Consider the following 23929-nt stretch of genomic DNA (forward strand, 5'->3'; position numbering starts at 1 on the left):
GGAGTGTACATTTTCGGGATTTGTTGACCTAATGTTAAACAGTTAATGGTGTGACTTTTATCAGCACTGAAGCCCGGAATAAAGCTGTACTTTGTATCAAAGAGTTACACTATGAACATTAATATTCAATCGCTGGATTTTACCGCATCAACTGAGTTAAATGAGTTTGTGAATGAAAAAGTATCAAGGCTTGGCCGCTACCTCGACAATATTATCAGTTATGATATAACCTTGAAACTTGAAAAGTCTGCAACGAGAGAAAATAAGATTGCTGATATTCGTCTGGTTATACCGGGTAATGATCTTATAGCGAGTGCGCAGGCAGATTCTTTTGAGAAAGCGACGGCGGAAGCTGTTGAGGCCCTCGAAAGGCAGATCGAGAAATTAAAGTCGAAGAGCGCATACTAAGGATAAACAACAAACCAATGAAGGCCAGCGAAATTTCGCTGGCTTTTTTTGTGGGAGCTGTTGAGGTTCGGCTCTGTTATAGTTGCGTCGGTGATGGTTGCGCCTGATGATTGTTCTTCTCTATGATGCTGGTACTTCTATTTGATCGTTCTCGTGCAAGGATGATCACTCTAAAAGATAATCTGTGATAATAGTTTTTACCATATGAAAGTATTGTAACTGATGAAGATTTAAAAATTACAAACTGTACCTAGTCATAGGAAGCATATTCTTTGAAAGCTGTTTTTATAGTGTTCCAAATATGTATCATTATTGGTATTTAATGATTCATATATAGGTCAATATAAAACACATCTTTTCTGAACCCCACTCTTCTGGTAGTTTCAATTTGTAAAAATCTGCATCGCATCCGTAATCAATGTTATGGTAAAATCACCCTTAAGGAATGGGTTATTGCACGCTAGTTTCTTAAACCTGAATTTCAGTTCTTTACACTCAATATCAACTGTCATGAAATCAAAAGAAACGGATAACTGGGGCCAAAAGGAAATACTGGCAGAGATGGGCAAACAGATCAGGCTAAAAAGATATCTCAGTAATATTTCAATCAGTTTTGCTGCATTTAACACAGGACTCAGCAGAAGCACCATTCACCGGATAGAGAATGGAGATCCTGGTGTTTCAATTGGCGCCATTTATAAGCTACTGGTTCAAATAGGAGAAGAGAAAAATCTGCTCAACCTGGCAGGGGTAAATGAGATAGTTGAGGCGCTAGTAGAAAATAAAGTACTCCGCAGGCCAAGGGCAAAAAAAAAACCTGGCAGAACAATCGAATTGGGTCAGTCTCATATGAAGGAGCTGATGACCTAAAATGGGGACGGGATAAATAAAGTGATAGCGTGTTTAAGCGCCAGAGGGTGTGTGCAATACCAGAGGAAGTGCTCAACGCCAGAGCGGATGTTCGGAAGGGCGGCGTGCTCGGTCCATGAGCTTCTCCATCTCCTTTACTTTAGCAGGCTCTGAACCGGCAAGATTATTTTGCTCACCGATGTCGGTTGAAAGATCAAAGAGTTCAGTTCGATCAGGCTGACCATTGCTGTAAAAACGAATCGCTTTCCAGTTGCGCTCGCGCACAGCCTGCTTGAATCCGCCTTCCCCGAACTCCCAGTAGAGGAATTCATGTAAGCGTTGCGTGTTGCCCATAAGTGCTGGGAGAAAAGAGATGCCATCTCTTCCTGGCGCTGTAACACCTGCAAGTTCAGCGAAGGTAGCAGGCATATCCCAGAAAGCTCCATTGTGCGGATTTACTGATCCTCCCTTTATCCTGTTCTTCCAACTCACGATAAAGGGTATGCGAATACCTCCTTCATAGAGATCGCGCTTAACTCCGCGGAGGGCACCACTGCTTTTAAAAGTTTCCATCGCATCTTCTTTTGTTCGTCCGCCCTCAACATGGGTTCCATTGTCGCTGGCAAAGATCACGATCGTATTTTCTTCCAATCCGGATTTTCGAAGCTGTTTCATTATTTCGCCAACATACTTATCCATCTCGGTTACCATGGCAGCATAGGCCGCTTTGGGAAAAGGCTGTGGACCATAATGCTGGCCTGCAGGATGTGCATTCTCCTTACCGAAAATGCTTCTTCCGCGGCGGATGTATTTGCGTAAGTATTTTGGATTGGTCACAAGCTCTGCATGCGGAAGGGTAAAGGAAATGTAGAGAAAAAAGGGTTTCGCAGTATTGGTGGAGATTGGAGAATTGGAGGTGGTTGGAGAATATGAGGAGGTTGAAGAATGCGCGGCAGTTGAAGTATTTGCAGTGGTGGAAGTGTGCAATTTAATAAAGCGAATTGCTTCATCCTTGAACCATTCATTGGCATATTTCCCTGCGGGCAGCGGAACCCGTACAGACTGCCCATTGATTATCTGCCAGGCCGAATCGGGCTTTTGATAATGCCCTTCAATATGATGTAGGTGTCCGCTGAAGTAATCCCAGCCTTTGCGTTCAGGCGTGCCAGTGGTGCCCTGCAATCCGAGACCCCATTTGCCTACCATTCCATTCACATATCCCGCCGCCTTCAGTCTTTGCGCGAGCGTGGTATCATTTTCACGCAGGGGCACTTCACCATTTCCACGCACATATACATGACCGGTATGCTGCCCCGTCATCAGCGCAGCACGGGAAGGTGCGCAGACTGTGCTGCCGGCATAGAAATCGGTGAAGCGCATGCCTTTGCGTGCAAGCCGATCGATATTAGGCGTGCGGATATGTTTCTGGCCATAGACGCCAAGATCACCGTAGCCGAGATCATCGGCAAGAATGAAAATTATATTGGGTGTTGTGCGGGAATTTGATTGAGCCCACAACAATATCGGAACTATTAGAAATAATAGCAAAACGGAAATCCTACTCATAAACCAAACATCTTTAATCAAATCGTAAAAATCTTTTGATCTTGTATTAACAGTGCCGCAACATTCGCGCATCAGTACTTTTTAATTATTCCTTTCAATAGATGGAGTAAAAATATTAAGCTGAAAATCGGCGCGGCAAAAATATTGCCTGGAATATAACTAGGTAAAATTATTTCGCGGAACATTCCTATAACTTTTCAGCCGGTTCTTTTAATCTGGATTTGGGCAGTGGCTTATTCACCAGCTTCCGTGCATCATCATCTTCGTATTTATCGATTTGCTTCAGCAATTCTTTTTTCATCTGCGCAGTGATCTTTTCATATCCCTTCTTCCCGTATAAATCATTCATTTCATCGGGATCGGTTTGCATGTCAAAAAGTTCCCAATCATCTACACGCTGGTAAAAACGGATCAGCTTATAACGGCCAGCACGCACACCAAAATGTGGTGATACGGAATGCTCTCCATTCTCATAATAATGATAATACATCGTGGCGGGACCTTTGATTGCAGTATCCTTTAACTGGGGCAGAAAAGACCTGCCCTGCATATCGGAAGGAACCTTTACACCTGCTGCCTGAAGCAGGGTTGGACCGATATCGGTATTCATCACATAGCTATTCAGAACTGTGCCTGGCTGTATATGACCGGGATAGCGCATAACCATTGGTGTTCGGAAAGATTCTTCATACATGAACCGCTTGTCGAACCATCCATGCTCGCCGAGGAAAAATCCCTGGTCGCTCATGTAGATAACGATCGTATTCTTAGAGAGGCCGTTCTGGTCGAGGTAGTCGAGCACGCGACCAATATTACGATCCAAAGATGCTGCCGTACTCAGATAGTCTTCCATATAGCGCTGGTATTTCCATTCTGTCAATGCATTGCCACTGAGGTTTCTTGCTTTAAGGTCGGCCTCAATGGGACCATAATATGCATCCATCCGCTGACGCTGCGCATCATTATAACGCTTGTGATAACCCTGCCCCCTGTTGCCGAAGGAATGCATTTTCAGATCATAATCCATCAGCATAGTTTTGGAGATGGTCATGTCCTGAACACTTGCTGCGGCGCGACCGCGATATTGATCATAGAAATTTTCCGGAAGGGGAAACTTTGTATTGCTGAACATACCCAGGTCGGCAGTATCGGGTATCCATGTACGATGGGTAGCCTTATGACCGATCACCAGGCAGAATGGTTTGGTGGCATCGCGCTTGTTGAGAAAGTCTTCCGCAATATCAGTGATGATATTAGTGACATAACCCTCGATGCGTTCTTTACCTCCGCCCATTGTAAGGAAATCGGGGTTATAATATTCTCCCTGTCCGGGTAGTATTTTCCAGAAATCAAATCCCTGCGGATCTGAATGCAGGTGGTATTTGCCCACCCAGCCTGTCTGGTAGCCATTGGTTCGAAGCTGCTTTATAAATGAATCCTGGTTGGCATTAAAGGTGGAATTCTCATTATCCTTAAACCCGTTTTTGTGGCTGTATTTTCCTGTGAGGATAACAGCACGGCTGGGCCCACAGATGCTATTGGTAACATAGGCTTTATTGAAAATGGCGCCTTGTTTGGCGATCCGATCAATATTGGGGGTGGTTGCCAGTTTGCTGCCATAGGCGCTGATGGCCTGGTAAGCATGGTCATCGGAAATGATGAGAACGATATTGGGGCGGGCAGGGAATTGAAGTGATTGAGTTTGCGCAATTGCATTACCTGCCAGTAAAAATGAAGTGGCCAGCAAACCAGCACATAGCTTTGAAATCATTCTGTTGCTAAAACTCTTCTTCATAATTTTTCGTTTACACATGCAGGTTGCAGGTCTTCAACTCCTTCTGTTAATTCTGTTAAGTCAGGGCAATTAATTGTCGCAGCAAATCAAATGCAGGTGATCATTCTTCTATAGCTCCCAAACCGGAAATACCGGCACGAACCTCGCCATCATTTTTTCCGATGAAACGGAAATAGCGAACCTGCTCCGGCTTCTTCAACACCACCAGTTGCTCAATGGGATTGGCCTTGATATTACTGAATTCCCCTTCTGAAACAGTTTTCCAGTTTTTGCCATCAACACTAACCTGCCATTCATAACTTGTAGCAGCAAACGCAGTTTGCCCTGCCTGCGGCTGGTAAGTAAATGCCTTCACTGAATATGCTTGTCCCATATCAATGGTAACCTGTCCGGGTTTGGCGGGAGTGGATTCCACCAGTTTCCATCCACTGCGATCGATACCTGCCTTACCCCTGATCTTTGCATACGAAGGATCGGGAATACTATCGGGGGCGCGGAACACCCCGATATCACTGAGGGCCAGGCTCACCGGTGATTCGAGGATGCGGATGCGGAGCCTGTCGGTCTTAACAGTAGCGGGTAGCCGGATGAGTCGGTTGGCACCAATACTGGTGGCCTCTCCTACCTGTTTCCAGAGTCCGCTGCTCATTATATCAACAGCAAGTTTTTCAATACGCTGTCCAAGTTTGATATTCTCACGCAGTCTGATAACATTGAAGGTTTGCGGTTCTTTCCATTCTAGCAACAGTTCCGCTTTGGTTACATCATCATCGGTTGCCCAATAAGAATAACGATTGGCATCTATCAGTTTATCGGCGCTGAATAATTTATTATCACCACGAACATTACTGGCGCTTATGCTTGCTTTCTTAACAAGGTTTTCAGCGAAAGTTTCCTTTAGAATTTCTCCGAAAGCTTTGAGGGATTCAACATCATTGTCGTGGAGCAGTCCACGAGTATCAGGAGAAAGTCCAAGATCGAGGTTACCCCCACGACCCACACTTTTAAAATAAAGATCCAGGAGTTGCGCCGGGGTCTTTACCCTTTTATCCTGGTCGGGGTGATAGAACCATCCTGGCCTCAAAGGAACGTCGCATTCTGCCGGCTTCCAGAATTCACCATTACGGGTTCCGCCGGGGGAGTTATCGTATTTCATTTCACCGGGAACGGCAACGGTATTTCCATCAGTGGGTACAGGTGTGAAAGTAGCCCAGGATGTTTCTGCTGCATGTCCATGTTCATTTCCCACCCAGCGTACATCGCCCATATCACTGAAGATCACGGCTTTTGGCTGGAGGGTACGTACAAGGCTCCAGGTACTATCCCATCCATAATAAGTAGTGCGGTCAATATTTCTTTTTTCATTGGCGCCTCCATAGTAGCCATCGCCGCCATTGGCACCATCAAACCAGGTGATGAAGAGTTCACCATAGTTGGTATAGAGTTCGCGGAGCTGGTTGCGGTAGTCGGTCACATAGGCGGCGGTTCCATAACCGGGATGATTACGATCCCACGGTGAACAGTAAACGCCGAACTGCATTCCCGCCTTTTTACTGGCTTGTGCAAATTCTTTTACCATATCGCCCTTACCATCTTTCCATGGACTCTTGCTTATATTATAGGCCGTTGTTTTTGTTGGCCAGAGGGCAAAGCCATCGTGGTGCTTGGCAACAAAAACGACACCTTTGAATCCGCCCGCTTTTGCTGCATTCACGATCTGCTGGGCATCAAATTGTTTGGGATTGAAGATGGCAGGATCCGCATCGCCATAGCCCCATTCTTTATTCTCAAAAGTGGTGGGCGTGAAATGGATCAGCACATATGACTCCATCTCGTGCCAGCGAAGATGATTTTCGGTAGGCAGCACCCCATAAGGTTTGGGATAAAGCTGCTGTTGGGCGGATGTAGTGGTAAAACTGAATACCATGAATAGCAGAAGCACCCAGTGCCGGCTACGGAACATATATGACAGATTGATCATGAGCATATTTTGATTGATACAAATCTCCTTTGATTGCGCTGAAAAAGCCTCTTGCAATCAGCCGGAAGTTTACAGAATATTATCCAATCAGCAATTTATTTACCTTAACCGGATAAACCATCTTTGAACGATAGATGTTAATTTGACCTGAATATGAAAAATAGCTTCAAAACCTGGGCCGTTCTGGGCATATTGGCAATGATCGCCGTTATTATTGTGAACGCGATGGCCGTGATGCTTCCCCTTAATGGCATGAGCACCGGGGCCATTTCTGATCGCTATCCCAACCTGTTTGTACCTGCGGGTTTCACTTTCAGTATCTGGTCGGTGATTTACGCCTTACTACTGACCTATACCATCTATCATTTGATCGTGGCCTTCAGTGCCCCTGGGTCAAGAATCCCTTATCAAAGACTGGAATCGGTATTGAATTTATTCGTGGTGACCTGTATCCTGAATATCAGCTGGATCTTTTGCTGGCATTACCTGCAGATTCGGTTGTCTGTAATCGTTATGCTGCTGTTTTTGTCGACCCTCATTTATATATACCAGAAACTCCTGCCTTTAAGGGGAGAGCTTACGCTGACCCAAAAAGTTTGTATCCGTCTTCCTTTCAGTGTTTACCTGGGCTGGATCAGTGTTGCCACCATCGCCAATATCACAGCTTTACTGGTTGATATGGAATGGCAGGGCGCGGGGATAGAAGCCGCAAGCTGGAGCAGCATAATGATAGTGGTTGCTACGTTATTGGGAATATATTTCCTGGTGAAATTTAAGGATGTGGCCTATGCACTGGTGATCAGCTGGGCATTATATGGCATTTACTCCAGGCAGGGTGCGGACAATGCCATGGTAGGAAATGTAGCACAGGCCTGCCTCTTCCTTTTATTGGCCGGGGCGGTGTTCACCTTTATAAGAAAAAAGATTGTTCATACCGCGGTGGACTAAGATCCCCGCTGTGTTCCGCCGGTTAGTTTGGTATTGCGGGTAGCTGCCTTGGTGCTGCTCTTGCCCTTAACGCCGGACCCAAATCCTGGCTTTGCCGGCTGTGGATTGTTCTTCTTCTTGTCTTTGTTCTTGTTGTTATTATTCAGGAGCGACATGGTCTTGTTTTTAATCAACCTACAATTTAGCGGATTGCCGGCTAATAGCATAAAAAAAGAGACCGCTGTGATGCGATCCCTTTATATTTTCAGAATATGTTAACGATCAGAGTCCCAATACTTTGGCATCCACAAAAAATTTGGCGGTGCTGCGTACCTTGATGTCCTGGTTAATGATCTTATCAGTTGTAACCCGCATGCGGATGGTATAGGTCCCTTTTTTAAGGTATTGTTCCAGTTCCACATTCTCGGTGGTGAGGCGAATGGTATTGGTAACATCGTCGGCCAGGTTATTGGCAGAAGCGATTTTCTTTTCCGGCAGTCCATCAGCCGCAATAAATATTTCAATATCCTTAAGGAAATCAAAGGTGCGGCCGGTAGGGTCGAAGATCACCATCTTCAGTTCTTCCAGTTTCACCGATTCGATCATATCGATCCGGGAGTTGTTCATGGTGAGTTCCTTTTCGGCGATGGAGGTAACGGGTGGTGTTTCCATATCGGTAGGTGCCAGGGTGGCGAGGCCGGCCTTTATGGTTGTCTCGAACTGGTCATTGATGGTGAACTGGGTTAGCTTGTCGATCTTTTCGCAGGAAATAAAGCTGAAGGCAAAAAAAGTAAGCAGTAGGGTGATTGTTTTCATATTGGTACAATTGGAACAGATTATTGGCAAATAACGTTCCAGAAAAGGGAAAAATTGTGATGGAGAGATGGAGGGATGGAGGGATGGAAGGGAGAGATGGAGAGGTGGAGGGATGGAGGGGAGGTCTAAATCCATAAATTTGCCGACGCATGGCGAAAAAGAAAGCGACAAATATTACTGGTCCCCGTTCCCTGCTGGCAGTACTTATATTAGTAGTGGTGGCACTATTGGGTTGGTGGTGGTTCAGCAGCAGCCGACCCGATTTTGAACATTATGAGGAATTCGGGATTGAAGTGCCTGCCAATTATTCCATCCATGGCATCGATGTTTCTAAATACCAGCAACGCATCAATTGGGAGATGGTTAAAGAGATGGTGGCGGAGGATGTGCGTATAGGGTTTGTGTTTATCAAGGCTACGGAGGGGTTGGGAAATATGGACGCGCAATTCAACAGGAACTGGCGTAATGCAGGGGATGCAGGCATAACCCGTGGGGCCTATCATTTTTTTCTGGCTCCCAAGAGTGGTAGTGAACAGGCCGAGAACTTTATCAGCAGGGTGGAACTGGAGAAAGGTGACCTCCCCCCCGTTTTGGATGTGGAGCAGACCTATGGTGTAACTCCCGATAAATTAAGAGCCGAGGTGAAGGCATTCCTCGACCGCCTCGAGGCACATTATGGGGTTAAACCTATCATCTATACCAATGTTGAATTCTATAATAAATTCCTGAAAGGTGATTTTGATAACTACCCTCTCTGGGTGGCGCATTACCTGAGAAAGGACCGTCCCCGTATCGCCCGCAATTGGGCCTTCTGGCAGTACAGCGAAACTGGCAATGTAAATGGTATCAGGGGCAAAGTGGATTTCAATGTTTTTAATGGCGACTCCACGGATTTTGCGGACCTTTTGATAGAATGAAACGGAGGGATGGAGGGATGGAGGGATGGAGGTAAAATATTTTTTATGAGTGAAATGGAAAAAGATGCCCGGGATCTGCTAACGCGAACACTGATGACCGTTAGTGTGGGTGCTTTATGGATGCTCACCAACGTTACACTCGGATTATGGTTCGGATGGTTCTTCTTCGCAAATACACCAACTCTCGGAAATTATATCTTCTATGCTTTTTTTCTGATCAGCCTTATTGCCCTGATCCGATATTTCATCAAGCTCTGGAGTAAACCGATTTAGGCTTTCCCTCCATCTCTCCATCCCTCTATCCCTCCATCAGTATCTCCTTTTCCTGCTCGCTAAGTATTTCTCATTTATCACCCGGTTCATTGGCTTTTCAAATACTTTGCTCTCTACCCAGGAGATGATATCGAGATAGGCGAAGGCGCGGGTTTCAAAGCGGTTCTTCTCGAGGTGCTTGATCTTCTGCAGGAATTTTTCGAGTTCGGGTTTTAGCTTACGCGGACTCAATCCGAATGAATGCCTGATGAAACGGAACATCTCTTCTTCCACCACCGTCAGGTTCTTCATCTTCGCCATGAAACGATAAACGGATTTGATCTGTGACTCCATGATATCATCGTTGCCCAATTCGTAATGCGCCATCATGTGCATGAGCCTGGCATAACTCTGCAGATCGATGCGGAGGTTGGCGGAGGTATCGTTGATGATCTTTTGCAGGTAGTCTATACAGGTATTATAATCGCCGCTGCCAAAATACAAGGTGGCAAACTTATAATAGAACACAACGATGCGATGCGGATCAACATAGAGTTCATATTCTTTGAGGTTGTTGGCCATTGTACTTACCAATCCTAATCCCTCTTTGAATGTGCCAGTCATCAGGTGCCAGTTAAGTCGGGCACTGTTGATATAGATATCAGTATGGATCCGGAAATTATCGTGCTGCTGCGCGATGGGCGTTTTGGCAAATTCCTCAAACTGTTTTAGCACCACCTGGAACTGCTGGTAGTTTCGCAAATCGAAATGTGCGTTCAGTAGGTTATGCAATCCCTTTATAAAGTGACCTATCTCCACCTTCTGCATCACTTCCTGCTCATAAAAAAGATCAACCCATTTTTTTGAGTAACGATAGTACATGAGAAAATCCTGCCGGATGAAGGCATACCAGGTATAGCTCTGGTAGAGATAAAGCTTCTCATAGAAATCTGTGAGCTCAAATGCATCCGAAGGCAGTTGTTCTTTAAAGAATTGCCTGATACCTGTTTCATCTTTTTCATTGCGCGCGTGACCATGCATCACATACCAGCCATAAAGGCGAAGCGCCAGGTTGCTCAGCCGGGTAACGCGGTCGATATGACCGCTGATCTCGAGGGCCTCCTGGGTAAGCTTTTCAGTTTTTTCCTGGATGGTGCGGGTGATATGCAGGGTTTCGATCTTTTTCTCCAGTGAGATCACCTGCGCCAGGTAGTTGAACTTTCCATTGGCCGTGGCCAGTTCCTTGGCGCGTTCAAGAATCCGCATGGCCTGGTGTTTGAGGCCTTTGTGGTAGAGGATACGGGCATTATCGAGTTGTTCGGAGAGCTGCAGTTCAAGGGTATCAGTGCTTTTCAGGTCGCGCAGGCTGGCAAGAAGCTGTTTATAGAGATGCGATTTGATATTGTTGAGCTGGGGCTTTTTGATGGAAGGGAGTTTTTTGAGCAATTCCCTTTCCTCATAATCGTCGAGTTTGTCGAGTGTGTCAAATAATTCCACAATTTTCAGATCCTCTTTTGCTGTTGCACGCTTGATATAGAGCTTGAAATGTCGCTTTTCGGCCTTGTGAAGTGATTTTATTAATTGAAATAAAGCATCTGTAGATCGGTTGGGCATCATTAGGTTTTTTTTCGGAACTCCTTGCTGGATAAGCGATTAGGCGCAAAATTACCCTTTTTGGAGTAATAAAAAGTGGCTAAATATGATTTTAAACCACTTATAACAGGCATTACTTTTACATCAGAGTTCAGGAGAAAAGAAAAAATTGGCAAGCAACCGTTAGAAAGGAAGACAATCGTTAGAAAGGGCAAAGCAAGAATTAGAGGCCTGACATCCGGAACTCATTCCCCCGAAAGCTAAAGGGCCAGACGGGACAAACAAGATTCGAACGTTTTTTTTATATGGCAAGCAATCGTTAGAGGTCGACTGTTTCTACAGTGGACCTTCTTTTTTTTATAAGCGGTCGTGAAGATAGGGTGAATTCCTCCAATTCCACCAAAAAATTGTTAAAAAATTAACAAACTATTTTTCGGGTTGAAAATCAATTGCTTCCAAGCTATACTCTTTAAATTATATCTGTAATTAGTCTCTTTTAGTAACCGTCATCAGAACATTTATAGACTGAATAAAAAGGTGTACCCTATACGGTACACCTTCAATCTACGGTCAGAAAAACATCTTACTTTCTATTGCCTATTGCCTTCGATCCCTCCATCTCTCCATCCCTCCTACAGGCTTTGCGGACTAAACACCTTAATCACCCCATCCCCTTCGCTGCTTACTACCAGCAGGCTTTTGCCGGTGGGACTTTGCAGCGCAGGAATAAATAAAATGCCTTCCGGAGCATCGCCAGTTTTGAGTATTTGCAGGAACTGCGGATTGCCGGGGTTTGTTACATCGTATAGCGCTACTGCATCCACGCGCTCCAATCCTACAAATGCAATTATTTTATTGCCAACATTCCCCAGTGCGATACCTTCCGGTTCTACGCCCTTATCATCACTGCGTTTGTCGTCATAGATGCCTGCAGCAATGATCTTTTTCTCCAGTTCATTTTTGCTATCGAACAGCAGCTCTCCGGTATTACCATTCCACACACTGAATGAACGGGCACCAAAAGAATAGAGCTCATCATAATCACCATCACCATCGGTATCACCCTGTGAAGTAGTGATATTGAGTCTGCCGAGATTAGCTTTTTCCTTTAATACCGGGGCATCCTGAAATACGACTTTATCAAAATCTATAACACCAACTCGTTTGCTTTCAACGAATGCCTCGTATTCACGGGGATCACCTTCATTCACTGTAAATAAATATGGTATTCCTTTTATTTCCAGGTTTGCAATAGCATCGGGTTGATACATGCCATAGGTTTTTACAGCACGCAATTCCTCGATTCCATCTGCATCACTTGGATCGATTCCATTTGTTCCCTGGCTAAAGTCTTTATAACCCAGGGGAAAGATGCCGGTGATAGTTTTAGATTGCAGGTTGATTCGGGCAATAGCATTGTTCTCCTGCAACGTAACCCAGGCGGTTTTAGAATCAGGGGATACCGTGATATATTCAGGCTCGAAATCCTGGGCAACACTTGCACCTGGACCAAAAATTCTCAGACCCTTTTCCTTCAGCGCATATGCCTGCTTGTTATAAGCGTTGAAATCAAGTGTTTTTACAGAATAATTATCTCTCACAGATATGATTGATACTGTTCCCAAAGGATCGTTTGTATAGTCCACGCTGGGCTCGCCTTCATTTGCGGTGACAATAAAATTTCCATCTGCACTGTAGCATATCATATCTGGCAAAGCGCCTACCATTATTTGTTTTATTTCTGCCAGTGACTTTGTGTCGTATATAATTACACAGCCATTATCCTGTTTATTCTGCGCTTCTACAGCAGCAGCAAGTTTGCCCTCTGAAACGGCTAGACTATTTACAAGACCTAATGAACTGATGTTAATATCAGCTATTATTCTCATTGATGCAGGATTACTAAAATCAAGTACATCGATCTTATTAGGACCTGTATTATTAACAACGAATAATCTCCTGGTAATGGGATCGAAGGCGGTGATCTCAGCAGCCCCCTGACCACCTATATCTATGGATCCAATCTCCTCAAAACTTGCAGGGCTCTCTTTTGGGAACACAGGTTTACTGTTATTGTTCCACCCAGATAATGCCCCGGCCAGTAATATAATAAAGAGAAATTTTTTCATATCTGATATAGTATTTTCCTGTGAATAGCAAGGGTTATGCCGGGCATCAAACAATAATGTAAAGAAGGGTTATAAAATGGTTAAGGTAAGGAGAAACGTATATTTGCGCCATGCCCTTTAATTTCACTGATTCAGTCAATCTACTTCGCAAGCTCACAATCCGCAGGGCCTGGAATGCCTCCAAAGTATTGGGAAGTTATTATGTGAGTAAGTACCTGAAGCAGCCTGTGCAATGGGGATTGCCGATCTCTATCTCTTTTGAGCCAACTACATCATGCAACCTTCGGTGCCCCGAGTGCCCGAGTGGACTCAGGGCATTCACCCGCCCAACGGGTATGCTGCAGCAGGATTTTTTTCGGGATACCATTGATCAATTGCATCGGCATCTTTATTACCTGGTATTTTATTTCCAGGGTGAGCCTTACCTGAATCCGGGCTTCCTTGAAATGGTGAAATATGCCGGAGGTAAAGGGATCTATACAGCCACTTCCACCAATGCGCATTATCTAACAGATGAAAATGCGCGCAAAACGGTAGAGAGTGGGCTCGACAGGCTGATCATTTCTCTGGATGGCACCACCCAGGAAATTTACCAGCAGTACCGGGTGGGCGGAAAACTGGATAAGGTGCTTGAGGGCGCCAGAAATATTGTGCGATGGAAGAAAGAACTGAAGAGCAAAACACCTTTGGTGGTATTCCAGTTTCTGGTGGTTAAGCCCAATGAACACCAGATAGATGAGGTAAAGGCCCTGGGTAAAGAAATTGGTGTGGATGATGTTTGGCTGAAGACCGCGCAGGTATATGATTATGAAAATGATCCCAACCAGCTGATCCCAACGTTGGATAAGTATAGCAGGTATAAGAAGAACGAGAAAGGAGATTATCAATTCAAAGGCAGTCTGGCAAATCATTGCTGGCGTGCCTGGCATTCGCCGGTCATAACCTGGGATGGATTGGTTGTTCCCTGTTGTTTTGATAAGGATGCACAGCACCAGCTCGGGAACCTGAAGGGAAAGCCATTTAAAGAGGTTTGGCAGGATCGTGATTATAAAAGTTTCCGCTCTAAATTACTGGCGGGAAGAGCGAATATTGATATATGCGCAAACTGTTCTGAGGGAACTAAAGTGTGGGGATAATTGAAGTGGGCACATGGAATTTCTGTAATTTTATCGTTTAACCATTCATTTTATGAGTCTCAATAAGGACATCAACCAGCGAAAGTTCAGAAATGAGCACCAGAAGGCGATGATCAATATGATCTTTTCCTACAACTGGCTGATGGAAAACACCCGTAAGTTCCTTGACCACTATGATCTTACCAACCAGCAATTCAATATCCTGCGCATCCTTCGGGGGGCGGGTGAGCCGCTGAGTACCCTGCAGATTCGGCAGCGGATGCTGGACAAGATGAGTGATACTTCCCGCATTGTTGACAGGCTGGTAAAGAAGGACCTTGTGCGTAAAACAGTTTGCGGTGCTGACAGGAGGCTGGTGGATGTTGTTATAACGGAGAAGGGAAAAGAACTGTTATCGCAGATGGATGCCCAGGAAGATGATATGGAAGCCGTATTAAAAAACCTTGATGAAGCAGAGGCACTGCAGCTTAATAGTTTACTCGATAAATTGCGCAACTCTCAGGATTGACTCGCGAGGCAATAAACATCAGAGGATCCAATCATTTTAGTGTGGAAATTAAACTCCAATATATTTAACGGTTCCAATAAATGGAAACCAACGCAACTGCCTTAGTTTTAAGCGTTGCGATTGTTGATGAAATCTCAGAAATGAAAAAATCTCTTACCCGTATTCTTTCCATTTTTATTTTGTTGTCGTCTGCCGTGGGAGTCAGAAGCCAGACTCCTGAAGTACCGAAAGGCGTTCCTCCTGCAGCCCTTCCCAAAGCGCCCGTTGCCGCGCCAATGGAAATTACTGTTGCCGGCATGGCAACAGCTGCTCCTGAGTTCAGGGGTGCATGGATCGCTACCGTCACAAATATTGACTGGCCTGATGCTGGCAGTTATCATCCCGATGACCAGAAACTGGAATATATAAGGCTGCTGAACATGCATGAAAGGAATGGTATGAATGCAGTGATAGTGCAGGTACGTCCGGCTGCTGATGCCTTCTACCCCTCGCCTTACGAACCGTGGAGCGAGTGGCTCACAGGCAAGCAGGGTAAGCCACCCGTGCCCTTCTATGATCCTTTGCAATTTATGATCAGCGAGGCGCATAAGCGGGGAATGGAATTTCATGCCTGGCTGAATCCATATCGCGCCGTCTTCAATATAAAAAAATCTGTTCCGGCCCCCGACCATGTAAGTAGACAGCACCCCGACTGGTTCCTTAATTATGGTGATAAGACCTATTTTGATCCGGGTAACAAAGAAGCGCAGGCTTTCGTGGTTAAGGTGGTAAGAGATCTTGTGAAGCGCTATACTATTGATGCGGTGCATTTTGATGATTATTTCTATCCATACCGGCTTGCGGGAAAGGAATTTCCTGATACAAAAACATTCAGGGAATATGGAAATGGTATGACGCGCGACGATTGGCGCCGGAGCAATGTGGACTCCATTATTGTGGGTTTATCGCGCGCCATCAAGGAAGAAAAGCCCTGGGTAAAATTCGGCATCTCACCTTTTGGCGTTTGGCGCAATGCAGATAAGGACCCTATGGGGAGTGCAACCACTGCAGGGGTAACAAATTATGATGATCTCTATGCTGATATCCTTCTTTGGCTTCGCGAGGGCTGGATCGATTATGTAGCTCCACAGATCTACTGGGAGTTTGGGCATAAGGCTGCTGCTTTTGAAGTTTTGCTCGACTGGTGGAGTCGAAACAGCTATGGAAAGCATTGCTATATAGGTTTGGGAATCTATAAGGCAGGAACCAGTGCGCCATGGCGGGATAAGACACAGTTGCCAAGGATGATTGAGGCAGTTCGCAAAACCCCAAATGTTCATGGGGCGGTTTATTTTAGCAGTAAAAGTTTCGTGAAAAATCCGAATGGATGGAGCGATAGTTTAAGACTTAATTATTACAGGCAGCGTGCAACCATACCTGTTATGGAGTGGATTCCCGAGAAGGAGCCTGCGCTTGGTGAATAAACAGTAAGCGCTAGATGGATCTACCGCCGCTTGAAATCATATCCCTGGCTCTTCCCTTCCAGCATATCAACATATTGAAGTGAACCCAGCCGAAACCGAAGGGGGATGCCGGTGCGTTGTTCGAATTTCCACTCGCCCACACAAAATATTCCCCATTGATCCATAGACGTATGCGGGGCGATCTTTGTAGGAGGATATTGTTGAATAACAGGCAGGGTGGTGCTGTATGAGGTCCAAAGAGCCATAGGTTTGGTCCCCGGAATAGACCTCCCGGCAGCAGAAATATTGAAATTTTTTTCTATTTTATCCACAATTGCGACAGGGGAGTCAAAAAAAAGATCCTGAAGGTGCAAAATCCGCTCCTGTTGCGCATTTGAGCGCATCCATACTGCTCCAAAAAGCAGTGTTAATAGAATTTTAAGGAATCCTTTCCCCTGTATTACCATGAATTTTGTAATTTACGGCCTGGTTTTTGTGGAAAGCGCGACCATCCCACCGGACTGGTGCGCCATAAACCCTAATAACGTATGGCACTTAGTCAAAGTTTACAACAAAAATTACTACAGAAGCTTTCTCCTCAGCAGATACAGCTGATGAAGCTGCTGCAGGTGCCAACGGCAAACCTCGAAGAGCGGATCAAGGAGGAGCTGGAGGAGAATCCGGCCCTGGAGCAATCGGATGAAGCTTCTGATGAATTTGATGAAAACCGGGATGAATTTGAGGGTGAGGAGGAATATGATACAGAAGGAAGCGAAGATGAGTATGATAAGATAGATATCAGCGACTATGTTCATGAAGGGGATGATGATATTGCCGATTACCGGCTTCGGGATGATAATTACCCCGAGCTTGATGATAAGCAGGTGATGCCCTTTAAAGTTGAGACCACGCTTCATGATACGCTGGCCGATCAATTAGGTATGCTGAAACTCGATGAGCGGAGTAGCAAGATCGCCGAGCAGATCGTAGGAAGCATTGATGACGATGGATACCTTCGCCGCGAAACAGCATCCATCCAGGATGATCTTGCTTTCCGTCAGAATATTGATGCAACCGAAGAAGAGATCGAAGGACTGATAAGACTTATACAACAATTTGATCCCGCCGGCGTGGCTGCCCGCGACCTGCAGGAATGCCTTCTCCTGCAACTGGAGCGCCGCCGGTCTGTTGGAGGTATTGCGGTTGAAGGGGCTATTGAGATCCTTACGCGTTACTTCGATGAATTCACCAAAAAACATTATGATAAGATCCAGCGGGGATTAAATATTGATGATGACCAATTAAAAGAGATCATCCAGCAAATCATTAAGCTGAGTCCCAAACCTGGTGGAAATATAGGTGAGATCAACAAGGCCGAAAGTTATGTGCTGCCTGATTTTTTCATCTATAATAATGGCGGAAAACTTGAACTCACCCTCAACAGCAAAAATGCACCTGACCTCCGAATCAGTGAAGGCTACCGCGATATGCTGAAGGATTACGATAAAGGCACAAAGAAAGATAAACGCCAGCGTGATGCCGTACTTTTTATCAAGCAGAAAATAGATGCGGCCAAATGGTTTATAGACGCTATCAAGCAAAGGCAGGAGACACTGATGATGACCATGTCCACCATCATGGAATACCAGCATGAATTTTTTCTCACGGGAGATGAAACTACGATGCGCCCCATGATCCTCAAAGATATTGCAGAGCGGACGGGCCTGGATATTTCAACGGTGAGCAGGGTGGCCAATAGCAAGTTTGTACAAACAGAATTTGGCACTTACCGGTTGAAGTTTTTCTTCTCTGAGAGCCTGAGTACGGAGAGCGGTGAAGAAGTTAGTACACGCGAGGTGAAAAAAATTCTAAGCAACCTTGTGGAAGCAGAGCATAAGCGCAAACCGCTGAGCGATGAACGCCTTACTGAACTTTTGCAGGAAAAAGGTTATAACATTGCACGCAGAACAGTGGCCAAGTACCGTGAACAATTAAACATCCCGGTGGCCCGACTAAGAAAGGAAATATGATGGTCTTCTCAGAACTAAATGAGCAATCCGCTACCCAGGGTGCCGAACCGGAACAAACGCCTGCGCCACTTCGTGTTGTTGGCCACCTGCTGTCCTTTATTTTTCACCCGCTTTTCATTCCGGCCTACATCACCGCATTTCTTCTTTACCTGCATCCATTTGCATTTGCCGGAGAGAATGAATGGTATAAAACATTAAAGCTTGCTTCTGTGATGGTGAGCACAACGCTTTTCCCCGCATTTACTGTTTTCCTTTTAAAGCAACTCGGATTTGCGGGCAGCATTCATTTGAAGGAAAAAAAGGACCGCATCATCCCAATTGTGGCATCCATGATTTTCTATTTCTGGATCTTTTATGTAAGTAAAAACCGTCCGGATAATCCACCTGAATTAGTGCAGATGCTCTGCGCGGTTTTTGTTTCAAGTATCATTGCGCTAACGGCTAACAACTTCATTAAGATCAGTCTGCATACAATTGCAATGGGAGTGCTGGCGGGTTTTTTCATCCACCTTGCCTGGAACAGCGAGATCCCCATGGGTATGCCTCTCTCTGTTGCATTGCTTATTGCAGGAGCTGTTGGAACTGCCAGATTCGCCGTGAGTGACCATACTGTCAAAGAGATCGTGTGGGGATACGCAACAGGGCTGGTGTCAATGCTGATTGCGGTGATTGTCCTGTGAAGTAAGAGGCAAAACCGGTAAGATATAAGAGGTAAGAGGTGAGAGGTAAGAGGTGGGATTTATGAAAAGGAGCCCATTATATACATTTGGATTAGGGCTCTTGAAATAGCGGACCAGAGTAATATTGCTAATAAACTCACGCCAACTACGGCAATTTTTCCACCAGCACTGCGAATAGAAAACAATTGCGCATAGGCCCAGGCGTAATACAGAACATGCGACAGTAACATAGTGCCTAAGAGCCAGAATAAAGCAGGTGGCCGGTTATAAACTGCCATCAGCGGGTAGAAAATAATTGAGGTGAAGAGGATTACTATTCCAACAAAAAATACATTGGCCACCAGGTGTTCAGCATAATTCCTTCCTTTCTTTCTGAAGGCGACAAAAAATATCAACGCATTGAAAGGAACTGCAATGATCATTACCAGGTTCTGCCGCTTCTGCATGAATGAATTCACATTATTTGCTCTTGTACGGATTTCAGAATCGCGTTCAGTACTAACCTTATTAGATTGGCTTATATCAGGGGTAATATTGGGGTTCCCGTTCTTCCCTGATTCAATGTTTGGGTTTGTAGAATTGCGTTCTTCTGTTTTCTGCGGATTGCTACTAACAGGTTTAGTGTTCTGGCTGGCATTCGTTTTTATGAGGCTAAGAACCAGAACAGAAAAGGCCGCTACAAGAAGAAGGAAGGTGAATGGGTTGAAAACTTTTTTTCGCTTGCCATCAAGGTATTCAGCCACCAGTTTACCGGGTCGGGTGAAAAGCGCTATAATAAGACTGAATATTGATTTATCAGTATGTGTAAAGGCATGAAAGAATTCGTGGAAGATATGAGGTATGGTGAATCGATGCGTAGCGCTGCTTTGCCCGCATTGCGGGCAAAATTTATCGGCTGGGTCAAGTGGATGAAGGCAGTTCAGGCATTCATGGCTGGAGCTGGACACAGTTGGTGATTTGGTTCTTACCTCAAAATAAAAAAGAAAAGCGATAAAAAACCGATCTGTTCATCAATTGATCTCATCCATTCTAAGCGTTGAGTATCTGCGATTTCGCCAGGTATTTTTTGGACGGGTGATAAATAAACAGGCAACTGCCATGTTTAATGGCATTGATAACTTTTTTTGATTGTTCCCTGGGTACTGCAGGACAGCCGAAACTACGGCCATTGAATTTATTTGATCTCAGGAAATCAGAACCGACATAATCCGATCCATGTACTACAATATTGCGTGCGGAAGCTTTGTCATTGATCCCCCTTTCTACCCCATCAATTTTTAATGCCAGTCCATGCTCCCCGAAATAGGTTTGTCTTGTTACATAGAAACCCAGGCTGCTTTGGTGACTCTCCGGACGGTTTGAAAACTGCCTCGCATACTCACCTCCCGAATTCCGGCCATGTGCTACATAGGTATGAACAAGTAATTTCATCTCTTCTACGTCAATGATATACATGCGTTTTCTGCGAGAAGACTGGCTGAAGTCGCAGATCGACAGAACATCACCGCGACGAAGTTTTCCCATTTGACGCAGGTTCTTATAGCCCCGCCATGCATGCTGAAATGCAGCAGCAGAAAGTCCTCTTGCGCGCAGGCCCAATTTTGTATAGATGGCGGTGGCTTCTTCAGCAAGTTTGTTTGAAGTAATTTTCTTAGCTGATGCATTGGTCTTGCCCAGAGCAATTGGCTTACTGTTACCAGGAGAAACCGGATTTTTGGAGCCGGGTTTAGTAGGGTGGTCTGCAATCAGCAGCGCAGTGAATCCGGTAATACGGATTGTTGATTCACCGATGTCTTTTCCAGTCATAAAGACGGGAGTGAGCAGGCCTGCAAATAGCATCGAGCCTACCATAACAGTTTTCACGGTCAGGTTCATGATCTGGGTTTTTCAGAGGTTTGGAAGGATATAACGGGGAAGCGGGGGAAATATTATGGAGAGATGGAGGGATGGAGAGATGGAAGGATTTAGAGGGAGGTTTCAGTCTTTTTTCTTTTGAATGGGGATGCGTGGGGATTCTGATTTGGATTCGGATTTTGATTCTGATTTGGAAGGTGGATTGGTGGCTGCTTTCGTTGGTTGTTTGTGAGGTTGTTGATTTTGGGGTTTGTTAACTGGTTTGCCTGAAGACCTGTTTTCTGATTTGGAACCGGGTTTGGATAATGACTTGCTTTCTGATTTGGTGTCAGTATTGGAAGGTTCTATTTTGTTGCTGAATTCATATCTATAGATACGAATAAGAAGAATGAAAACAGATATAAGAAGTGGTCCAAAAACAAGTCCGATAAAACCGAATAATTGCAATCCAATAATAACACCGAAAACAGTTATGAGCGGATGGACATCGCCGATTTTTTTTTGAAGCCAGAATCGGAATACATTATCTACAGTGCCAATGATCCCGAATCCGAATATCAGCATAGCAACACCTCGCCAGGTATCTCCTGCCGCAAAAAACATGACGGCAAGTGGAATATAGGCCAGTGCTGCACCTACGATGGGTAACATGGCGGTGATGCATGTAATGGCAAACCAGAGCATGGGTTCTTTGACACCAAGAATCAGGAACCCTATCAATCCAACTATACCCTGCAGTATGGCAATGAGCGGGATACCGATAGCATTGGAATAAACCAGCGACCCCACTTCCTTACGAAGGTCTTGCTGGTGCCTGCGGCTCATGGGGGTAAGATCAGTAAACACATCCAGCATTTCTTTTCGCTGGGTAAGCATGAAATATAGAATGAAATACATCACAACCAGGGTAGTGAGCGTGTTGAAAGTGGCGCCCAGTATGCCAGGTAGTGTTTTGGCCACTTGCTCACTCAACTGTCCCATATACTTATCACTCAATATTTCAAACCCGGTCTTCTGTTCTATACGTCCAATATATAATTTAAGGGCATTTACGGCTTCTGTTATTTGTTGTTCGGATATGCTTAGCCGGGAGATCACCAGCTTCACAACTGCTCCTATTGGTAATACGATCACAATGAATGATAACAGCATCAGGGCTGCCGCTGCCAGCGACTGTTTCCATCCCCTGTCTACAAGTTTCTGCATCCATTTCCCCATTAAAACAAACAAGGTAAATGCACCGAGGGTGGCTGGCAGGAATGCTTTCATCTCAAAGAAAAGCAGTACTGCTAATCCCGCTATGATCAGGAGGAAAAAGGATTGTCGAAGTTTGTCCGGATCGATGTAGCTCATAGTCGGTTAATGGTGAAAGTTATGAAGTGAATAGGCAATAGGGAATGGAAGAATATAACCTAAATGAAGATAAGTAAAATCAATTGCCTATTCACTATTGCCTATTCACTATTGCCTATTGCCTTTTATATCGCCACCGTTTTCCATCTGCCTCTTCGGAACAGGAGCCATGCTGCGATGGTGATTGCGGTTTCTGCAACGGGGATAGCGATGAACACACCCAGGGGTCCCATCTCCAATGTTTTAGCGAGCAGATATGCCAGTGGTATCTGGAAAAGCCAGAAACCGAAGAGGTTTATCCAGGTTGGGGTTTTTGTATCGCCGGCGCCATTAAAGGCATTGGCCATAACCATTCCGATTCCATAGAAAATATAGCCGGCACTCATTATACGTAAAGCCTGGACGCCTATTCGTTTCACATCTGCTTCGGTGGTGAAAAAGCCCACGATTACATCAGCTGCTGCCAGGAAAAAAAGCATTACGGCCGCCATGAAAATGGTATTATAAAGCGCGGCGGTTTTCACTGATTTTTCCGCACGATCCGGATGACCGGCGCCGAGGTTTTGTCCCACCAGCGTTGCTGCAGCATTAGCCATTCCCCATGCCGGCAAGAGGAAAAAGATCAGGATCCTGATTGCCGTCTGGTATCCTGCGGAGGCGGCGGAATGACCTGTTTCGGCCACCAGTCTTGCAAGGAAGATCCAGCTGCAGGAACCGATGATGAACTGCATCGTTCCTGGTGTAGCAACTTTAAGTAAGGAGCCAATGATGGTGAAGTCGGGCCGCCAGTTAGCCGTTTTAAGTTTTACGATTCCTTTTCCTCCGAAAAGGTGGTAAACCTGGTAGCACACACCGATTCCCCTTCCTATGGTAGTGGCAAGGGCAGCACCAAATAATCCAAGTGCAGGGAATGGTCCCCAGCCCAGGATCAGGAGTGGACAAAGTATGATGTTGGCTATATTGGCTATCCAAAGGCTTTTCATGGCCATGGAGGCATCACCTGCGCCCCTGAAAATACCATTGATAAGGAATAGCAGCATGATGACTATGCTACCTCCCATCATGAGCCTGGTATAGGGGGTACCCAGGGCGATAGTTTCGGCCTCGGCTCCCATCCAGCGGAGTATATCGGGAGCCAGAATTATTCCTGTTATGCTTATCACCACTGTAATGGCGAGTGAAAGCCATAGTGATTGCATGGCAGCATGGGCTGCCGCGCGGGGGTCTTTCTCTCCTATTCTTCGGGCTACCATGGCCGTGGCTGCCATACTTATACCGATGGCCAGTGCATATACAAGTGAGAGGACAGACTCCGTTAGTCCCACCGTTTGAATATTATGCCGGCTATCGGGAAGTCTTCCCACGAAATAAAGGTCCACTACCGCGAAAACGCTTTCCATTCCCATCTCCAGTATCATAGGAATAGCGAGGAGAAACACTGAGCGGCGGATGCTACCTGATGTATAATCCTGTTCATCGCCGCGAAGGGCGGCGCGTATAAGGCGAAATATATTACCCATTGAAAGGGTTGATGCGTCGTTCTGATGCATTGTGATTGTTCAGTTGGTTAAAAAAACTTGTGCTAAGGGGTTGCCGGTTAAATTACCGGATAGGGCAAGCGAGGAGTTTACCTGTTGCCTTTTTGTTTGGAAAGGTCATTAGACCCAGGTCGGCGGGAGGGCCGACAGCTTAG

At 45.4% G+C, this 23929-nt stretch carries 22 protein-coding genes; 10 read left to right on the forward strand and 12 right to left on the reverse strand.

The window, feature by feature from the left end:
- Nucleotides 1-111 precede the first annotated feature (111 nt).
- Complete coding sequence (gene hpf, locus V6M43_RS06230; RefSeq protein WP_332733380.1) at nt 112-408, forward strand: ribosome hibernation-promoting factor, HPF/YfiA family; 297 nt, start codon at nt 112-114, stop codon at nt 406-408.
- A gap of 510 nt (nt 409-918) precedes the next feature.
- Nucleotides 919-1278 carry a helix-turn-helix domain-containing protein gene (locus V6M43_RS06235; RefSeq protein ID WP_332733382.1) on the forward strand — a complete coding sequence of 120 codons (360 nt, stop codon included), beginning with the start codon at nt 919-921 and terminating at the stop codon, nt 1276-1278.
- Between the two features lie 72 nt (nt 1279-1350).
- On the opposite strand, the gene V6M43_RS06240 is transcribed toward V6M43_RS06235, so the two are convergent.
- The 3 genes from V6M43_RS06240 to V6M43_RS06250 all read right to left on the reverse strand — a co-directional run bounded on the left by V6M43_RS06240 (nt 1351) and on the right by V6M43_RS06250 (nt 6599).
- A complete protein-coding gene (locus V6M43_RS06240; protein ID WP_332733384.1) occupies nt 1351-2823 on the reverse strand; it encodes an arylsulfatase in 1473 nt (490 codons plus the stop codon).
- 187 nt (nt 2824-3010) lie between these two features.
- Nucleotides 3011-4618, reverse strand: a complete 1608-nt coding sequence (locus V6M43_RS06245; protein ID WP_332733386.1) for a sulfatase family protein — start codon at nt 4616-4618, stop codon at nt 3011-3013.
- Nucleotides 4619-4718: 100 nt separating this feature from the next.
- Nucleotides 4719-6599 (reverse strand): alpha-L-fucosidase, encoded by a 1881-nt coding sequence (locus V6M43_RS06250; protein WP_332733388.1) that lies wholly within the window; start codon nt 6597-6599, stop codon nt 4719-4721.
- A 153-nt stretch (nt 6600-6752) separates the two neighbouring features.
- Here V6M43_RS06250 and V6M43_RS06255 point away from each other — a divergent pair, with 153 nt between their 5' ends.
- Complete coding sequence (locus V6M43_RS06255; RefSeq protein WP_332733389.1) at nt 6753-7547, forward strand: hypothetical protein; 795 nt, start codon at nt 6753-6755, stop codon at nt 7545-7547.
- Here the strand turns inward: V6M43_RS06255 and V6M43_RS06260 are convergent.
- On the reverse strand, nt 7544-7702 hold the full coding sequence (locus V6M43_RS06260; RefSeq protein WP_156123517.1) for a hypothetical protein: 159 nt from the start codon (nt 7700-7702) through the stop codon (nt 7544-7546). The genes V6M43_RS06255 and V6M43_RS06260 overlap by 4 nt on opposite strands.
- A 106-nt stretch (nt 7703-7808) precedes the next feature.
- Nucleotides 7809-8342, reverse strand: a complete 534-nt coding sequence (locus V6M43_RS06265) for a hypothetical protein (RefSeq protein WP_332733391.1) — start codon at nt 8340-8342, stop codon at nt 7809-7811.
- Nucleotides 8343-8491: 149 nt separating this feature from the next.
- On the opposite strand from V6M43_RS06265, the gene V6M43_RS06270 reads away from it, so the two are divergent.
- A complete protein-coding gene (locus V6M43_RS06270; protein WP_332733393.1) occupies nt 8492-9259 on the forward strand; it encodes a glycoside hydrolase family 25 protein in 768 nt (255 codons plus the stop codon).
- 45 nt (nt 9260-9304) lie between these two features.
- Complete coding sequence (locus V6M43_RS06275) at nt 9305-9532, forward strand: hypothetical protein (protein ID WP_332733395.1); 228 nt, start codon at nt 9305-9307, stop codon at nt 9530-9532.
- 36 nt (nt 9533-9568) lie between these two features.
- Here V6M43_RS06275 and V6M43_RS06280 read toward each other — a convergent pair whose 3' ends face one another.
- Both V6M43_RS06280 and V6M43_RS06285 read right to left on the reverse strand, forming a co-directional pair.
- Nucleotides 9569-11125, reverse strand: coding sequence for a hypothetical protein (locus tag V6M43_RS06280; RefSeq protein ID WP_332733397.1), 1557 nt, complete (start codon nt 11123-11125; stop codon nt 9569-9571).
- A gap of 611 nt (nt 11126-11736) precedes the next feature.
- Nucleotides 11737-13233 (reverse strand): choice-of-anchor I family protein, encoded by a 1497-nt coding sequence (locus V6M43_RS06285; RefSeq protein WP_332733399.1) that lies wholly within the window; start codon nt 13231-13233, stop codon nt 11737-11739.
- A gap of 110 nt (nt 13234-13343) precedes the next feature.
- Here V6M43_RS06285 and V6M43_RS06290 point away from each other — a divergent pair, with 110 nt between their 5' ends.
- From V6M43_RS06290 to V6M43_RS06300, 3 genes are all read left to right on the forward strand, one after another.
- Complete coding sequence (locus V6M43_RS06290) at nt 13344-14369, forward strand: radical SAM/SPASM domain-containing protein (RefSeq protein ID WP_332733401.1); 1026 nt, start codon at nt 13344-13346, stop codon at nt 14367-14369.
- Between the two features lie 52 nt (nt 14370-14421).
- Entirely contained in the window at nt 14422-14877 is a 456-nt protein-coding gene (locus V6M43_RS06295) for a MarR family winged helix-turn-helix transcriptional regulator (RefSeq protein WP_332733403.1), read from the forward strand.
- A 140-nt stretch (nt 14878-15017) separates the two neighbouring features.
- Nucleotides 15018-16340, forward strand: a complete 1323-nt coding sequence (locus V6M43_RS06300) for a glycoside hydrolase family 10 protein (protein WP_332733405.1) — start codon at nt 15018-15020, stop codon at nt 16338-16340.
- Nucleotides 16341-16360: 20 nt separating this feature from the next.
- Here V6M43_RS06300 and V6M43_RS06305 read toward each other — a convergent pair whose 3' ends face one another.
- The gene (locus V6M43_RS06305; RefSeq protein WP_332733407.1) at nt 16361-16786 is read right to left on the reverse strand and encodes a hypothetical protein; all 426 of its coding nucleotides are present in this window, start codon (nt 16784-16786) and stop codon (nt 16361-16363) included.
- Between the two features lie 81 nt (nt 16787-16867).
- Here V6M43_RS06305 and rpoN point away from each other — a divergent pair, with 81 nt between their 5' ends.
- Complete coding sequence (gene rpoN, locus V6M43_RS06310) at nt 16868-18349, forward strand: RNA polymerase factor sigma-54 (protein WP_332733409.1); 1482 nt, start codon at nt 16868-16870, stop codon at nt 18347-18349.
- The gene (locus tag V6M43_RS06315; protein WP_332733411.1) at nt 18346-19029 is read left to right on the forward strand and encodes a hypothetical protein; all 684 of its coding nucleotides are present in this window, start codon (nt 18346-18348) and stop codon (nt 19027-19029) included. The genes rpoN and V6M43_RS06315 overlap by 4 nt, the downstream gene beginning before the upstream one ends.
- A gap of 59 nt (nt 19030-19088) precedes the next feature.
- On the opposite strand, the gene V6M43_RS06320 is transcribed toward V6M43_RS06315, so the two are convergent.
- The 4 genes from V6M43_RS06320 to V6M43_RS06335 form a co-directional block, all read right to left on the reverse strand.
- The gene (locus tag V6M43_RS06320; RefSeq protein ID WP_332733413.1) at nt 19089-19976 is read right to left on the reverse strand and encodes a DUF3667 domain-containing protein; all 888 of its coding nucleotides are present in this window, start codon (nt 19974-19976) and stop codon (nt 19089-19091) included.
- A gap of 82 nt (nt 19977-20058) precedes the next feature.
- A complete protein-coding gene (locus V6M43_RS06325; RefSeq protein WP_332733415.1) occupies nt 20059-20904 on the reverse strand; it encodes a murein L,D-transpeptidase catalytic domain family protein in 846 nt (281 codons plus the stop codon).
- A 102-nt stretch (nt 20905-21006) separates the two neighbouring features.
- Nucleotides 21007-22236 carry an AI-2E family transporter gene (locus V6M43_RS06330; protein WP_332733417.1) on the reverse strand — a complete coding sequence of 410 codons (1230 nt, stop codon included), beginning with the start codon at nt 22234-22236 and terminating at the stop codon, nt 21007-21009.
- A 125-nt stretch (nt 22237-22361) separates the two neighbouring features.
- On the reverse strand, nt 22362-23786 hold the full coding sequence (locus tag V6M43_RS06335; protein ID WP_332733419.1) for an MATE family efflux transporter: 1425 nt from the start codon (nt 23784-23786) through the stop codon (nt 22362-22364).
- Between the last annotated feature and the right edge of the window lie 143 nt (nt 23787-23929).

The organism is Flavihumibacter sp., from assembly GCF_036676075.1.
In the GTDB taxonomy this organism is placed as follows: domain Bacteria; phylum Bacteroidota; class Bacteroidia; order Chitinophagales; family Chitinophagaceae; genus Flavihumibacter.

Bases quoted from the DNA above. Each gene is read 5' to 3' on its own strand.
- V6M43_RS06305 (WP_332733407.1), bottom strand. From the start codon at position 16,786: ATGGTAATACAGGGGAAAGGATTCCTTAAAATTCTATTAACACTGCTT.
- V6M43_RS06250 (WP_332733388.1), bottom strand. From the start codon at position 6,599: ATGATCAATCTGTCATATATGTTCCGTAGCCGGCACTGGGTGCTTCTG.
- V6M43_RS06275 (WP_332733395.1), top strand. From the start codon at position 9,305: ATGAGTGAAATGGAAAAAGATGCCCGGGATCTGCTAACGCGAACACTG.
- V6M43_RS06235 (WP_332733382.1), top strand. From the start codon at position 919: ATGAAATCAAAAGAAACGGATAACTGGGGCCAAAAGGAAATACTGGCA.
- V6M43_RS06240 (WP_332733384.1), bottom strand. From the start codon at position 2,823: ATGAGTAGGATTTCCGTTTTGCTATTATTTCTAATAGTTCCGATATTG.
- V6M43_RS06315 (WP_332733411.1), top strand. From the start codon at position 18,346: ATGATGGTCTTCTCAGAACTAAATGAGCAATCCGCTACCCAGGGTGCC.
- rpoN (WP_332733409.1), top strand. From the start codon at position 16,868: ATGGCACTTAGTCAAAGTTTACAACAAAAATTACTACAGAAGCTTTCT.
- V6M43_RS06260 (WP_156123517.1), bottom strand. From the start codon at position 7,702: ATGTCGCTCCTGAATAATAACAACAAGAACAAAGACAAGAAGAAGAAC.
- hpf (WP_332733380.1), top strand. From the start codon at position 112: ATGAACATTAATATTCAATCGCTGGATTTTACCGCATCAACTGAGTTA.
- V6M43_RS06265 (WP_332733391.1), bottom strand. From the start codon at position 8,342: ATGAAAACAATCACCCTACTGCTTACTTTTTTTGCCTTCAGCTTTATT.
- V6M43_RS06295 (WP_332733403.1), top strand. From the start codon at position 14,422: ATGAGTCTCAATAAGGACATCAACCAGCGAAAGTTCAGAAATGAGCAC.
- V6M43_RS06245 (WP_332733386.1), bottom strand. From the start codon at position 4,618: ATGAAGAAGAGTTTTAGCAACAGAATGATTTCAAAGCTATGTGCTGGT.
- V6M43_RS06280 (WP_332733397.1), bottom strand. From the start codon at position 11,125: ATGCCCAACCGATCTACAGATGCTTTATTTCAATTAATAAAATCACTT.
- V6M43_RS06335 (WP_332733419.1), bottom strand. From the start codon at position 23,786: ATGCATCAGAACGACGCATCAACCCTTTCAATGGGTAATATATTTCGC.
- V6M43_RS06290 (WP_332733401.1), top strand. From the start codon at position 13,344: ATGCCCTTTAATTTCACTGATTCAGTCAATCTACTTCGCAAGCTCACA.
- V6M43_RS06270 (WP_332733393.1), top strand. From the start codon at position 8,492: ATGGCGAAAAAGAAAGCGACAAATATTACTGGTCCCCGTTCCCTGCTG.
- V6M43_RS06325 (WP_332733415.1), bottom strand. From the start codon at position 20,904: ATGAACCTGACCGTGAAAACTGTTATGGTAGGCTCGATGCTATTTGCA.
- V6M43_RS06300 (WP_332733405.1), top strand. From the start codon at position 15,018: ATGAAAAAATCTCTTACCCGTATTCTTTCCATTTTTATTTTGTTGTCG.
- V6M43_RS06285 (WP_332733399.1), bottom strand. From the start codon at position 13,233: ATGAAAAAATTTCTCTTTATTATATTACTGGCCGGGGCATTATCTGGG.
- V6M43_RS06255 (WP_332733389.1), top strand. From the start codon at position 6,753: ATGAAAAATAGCTTCAAAACCTGGGCCGTTCTGGGCATATTGGCAATG.
- V6M43_RS06330 (WP_332733417.1), bottom strand. From the start codon at position 22,236: ATGAGCTACATCGATCCGGACAAACTTCGACAATCCTTTTTCCTCCTG.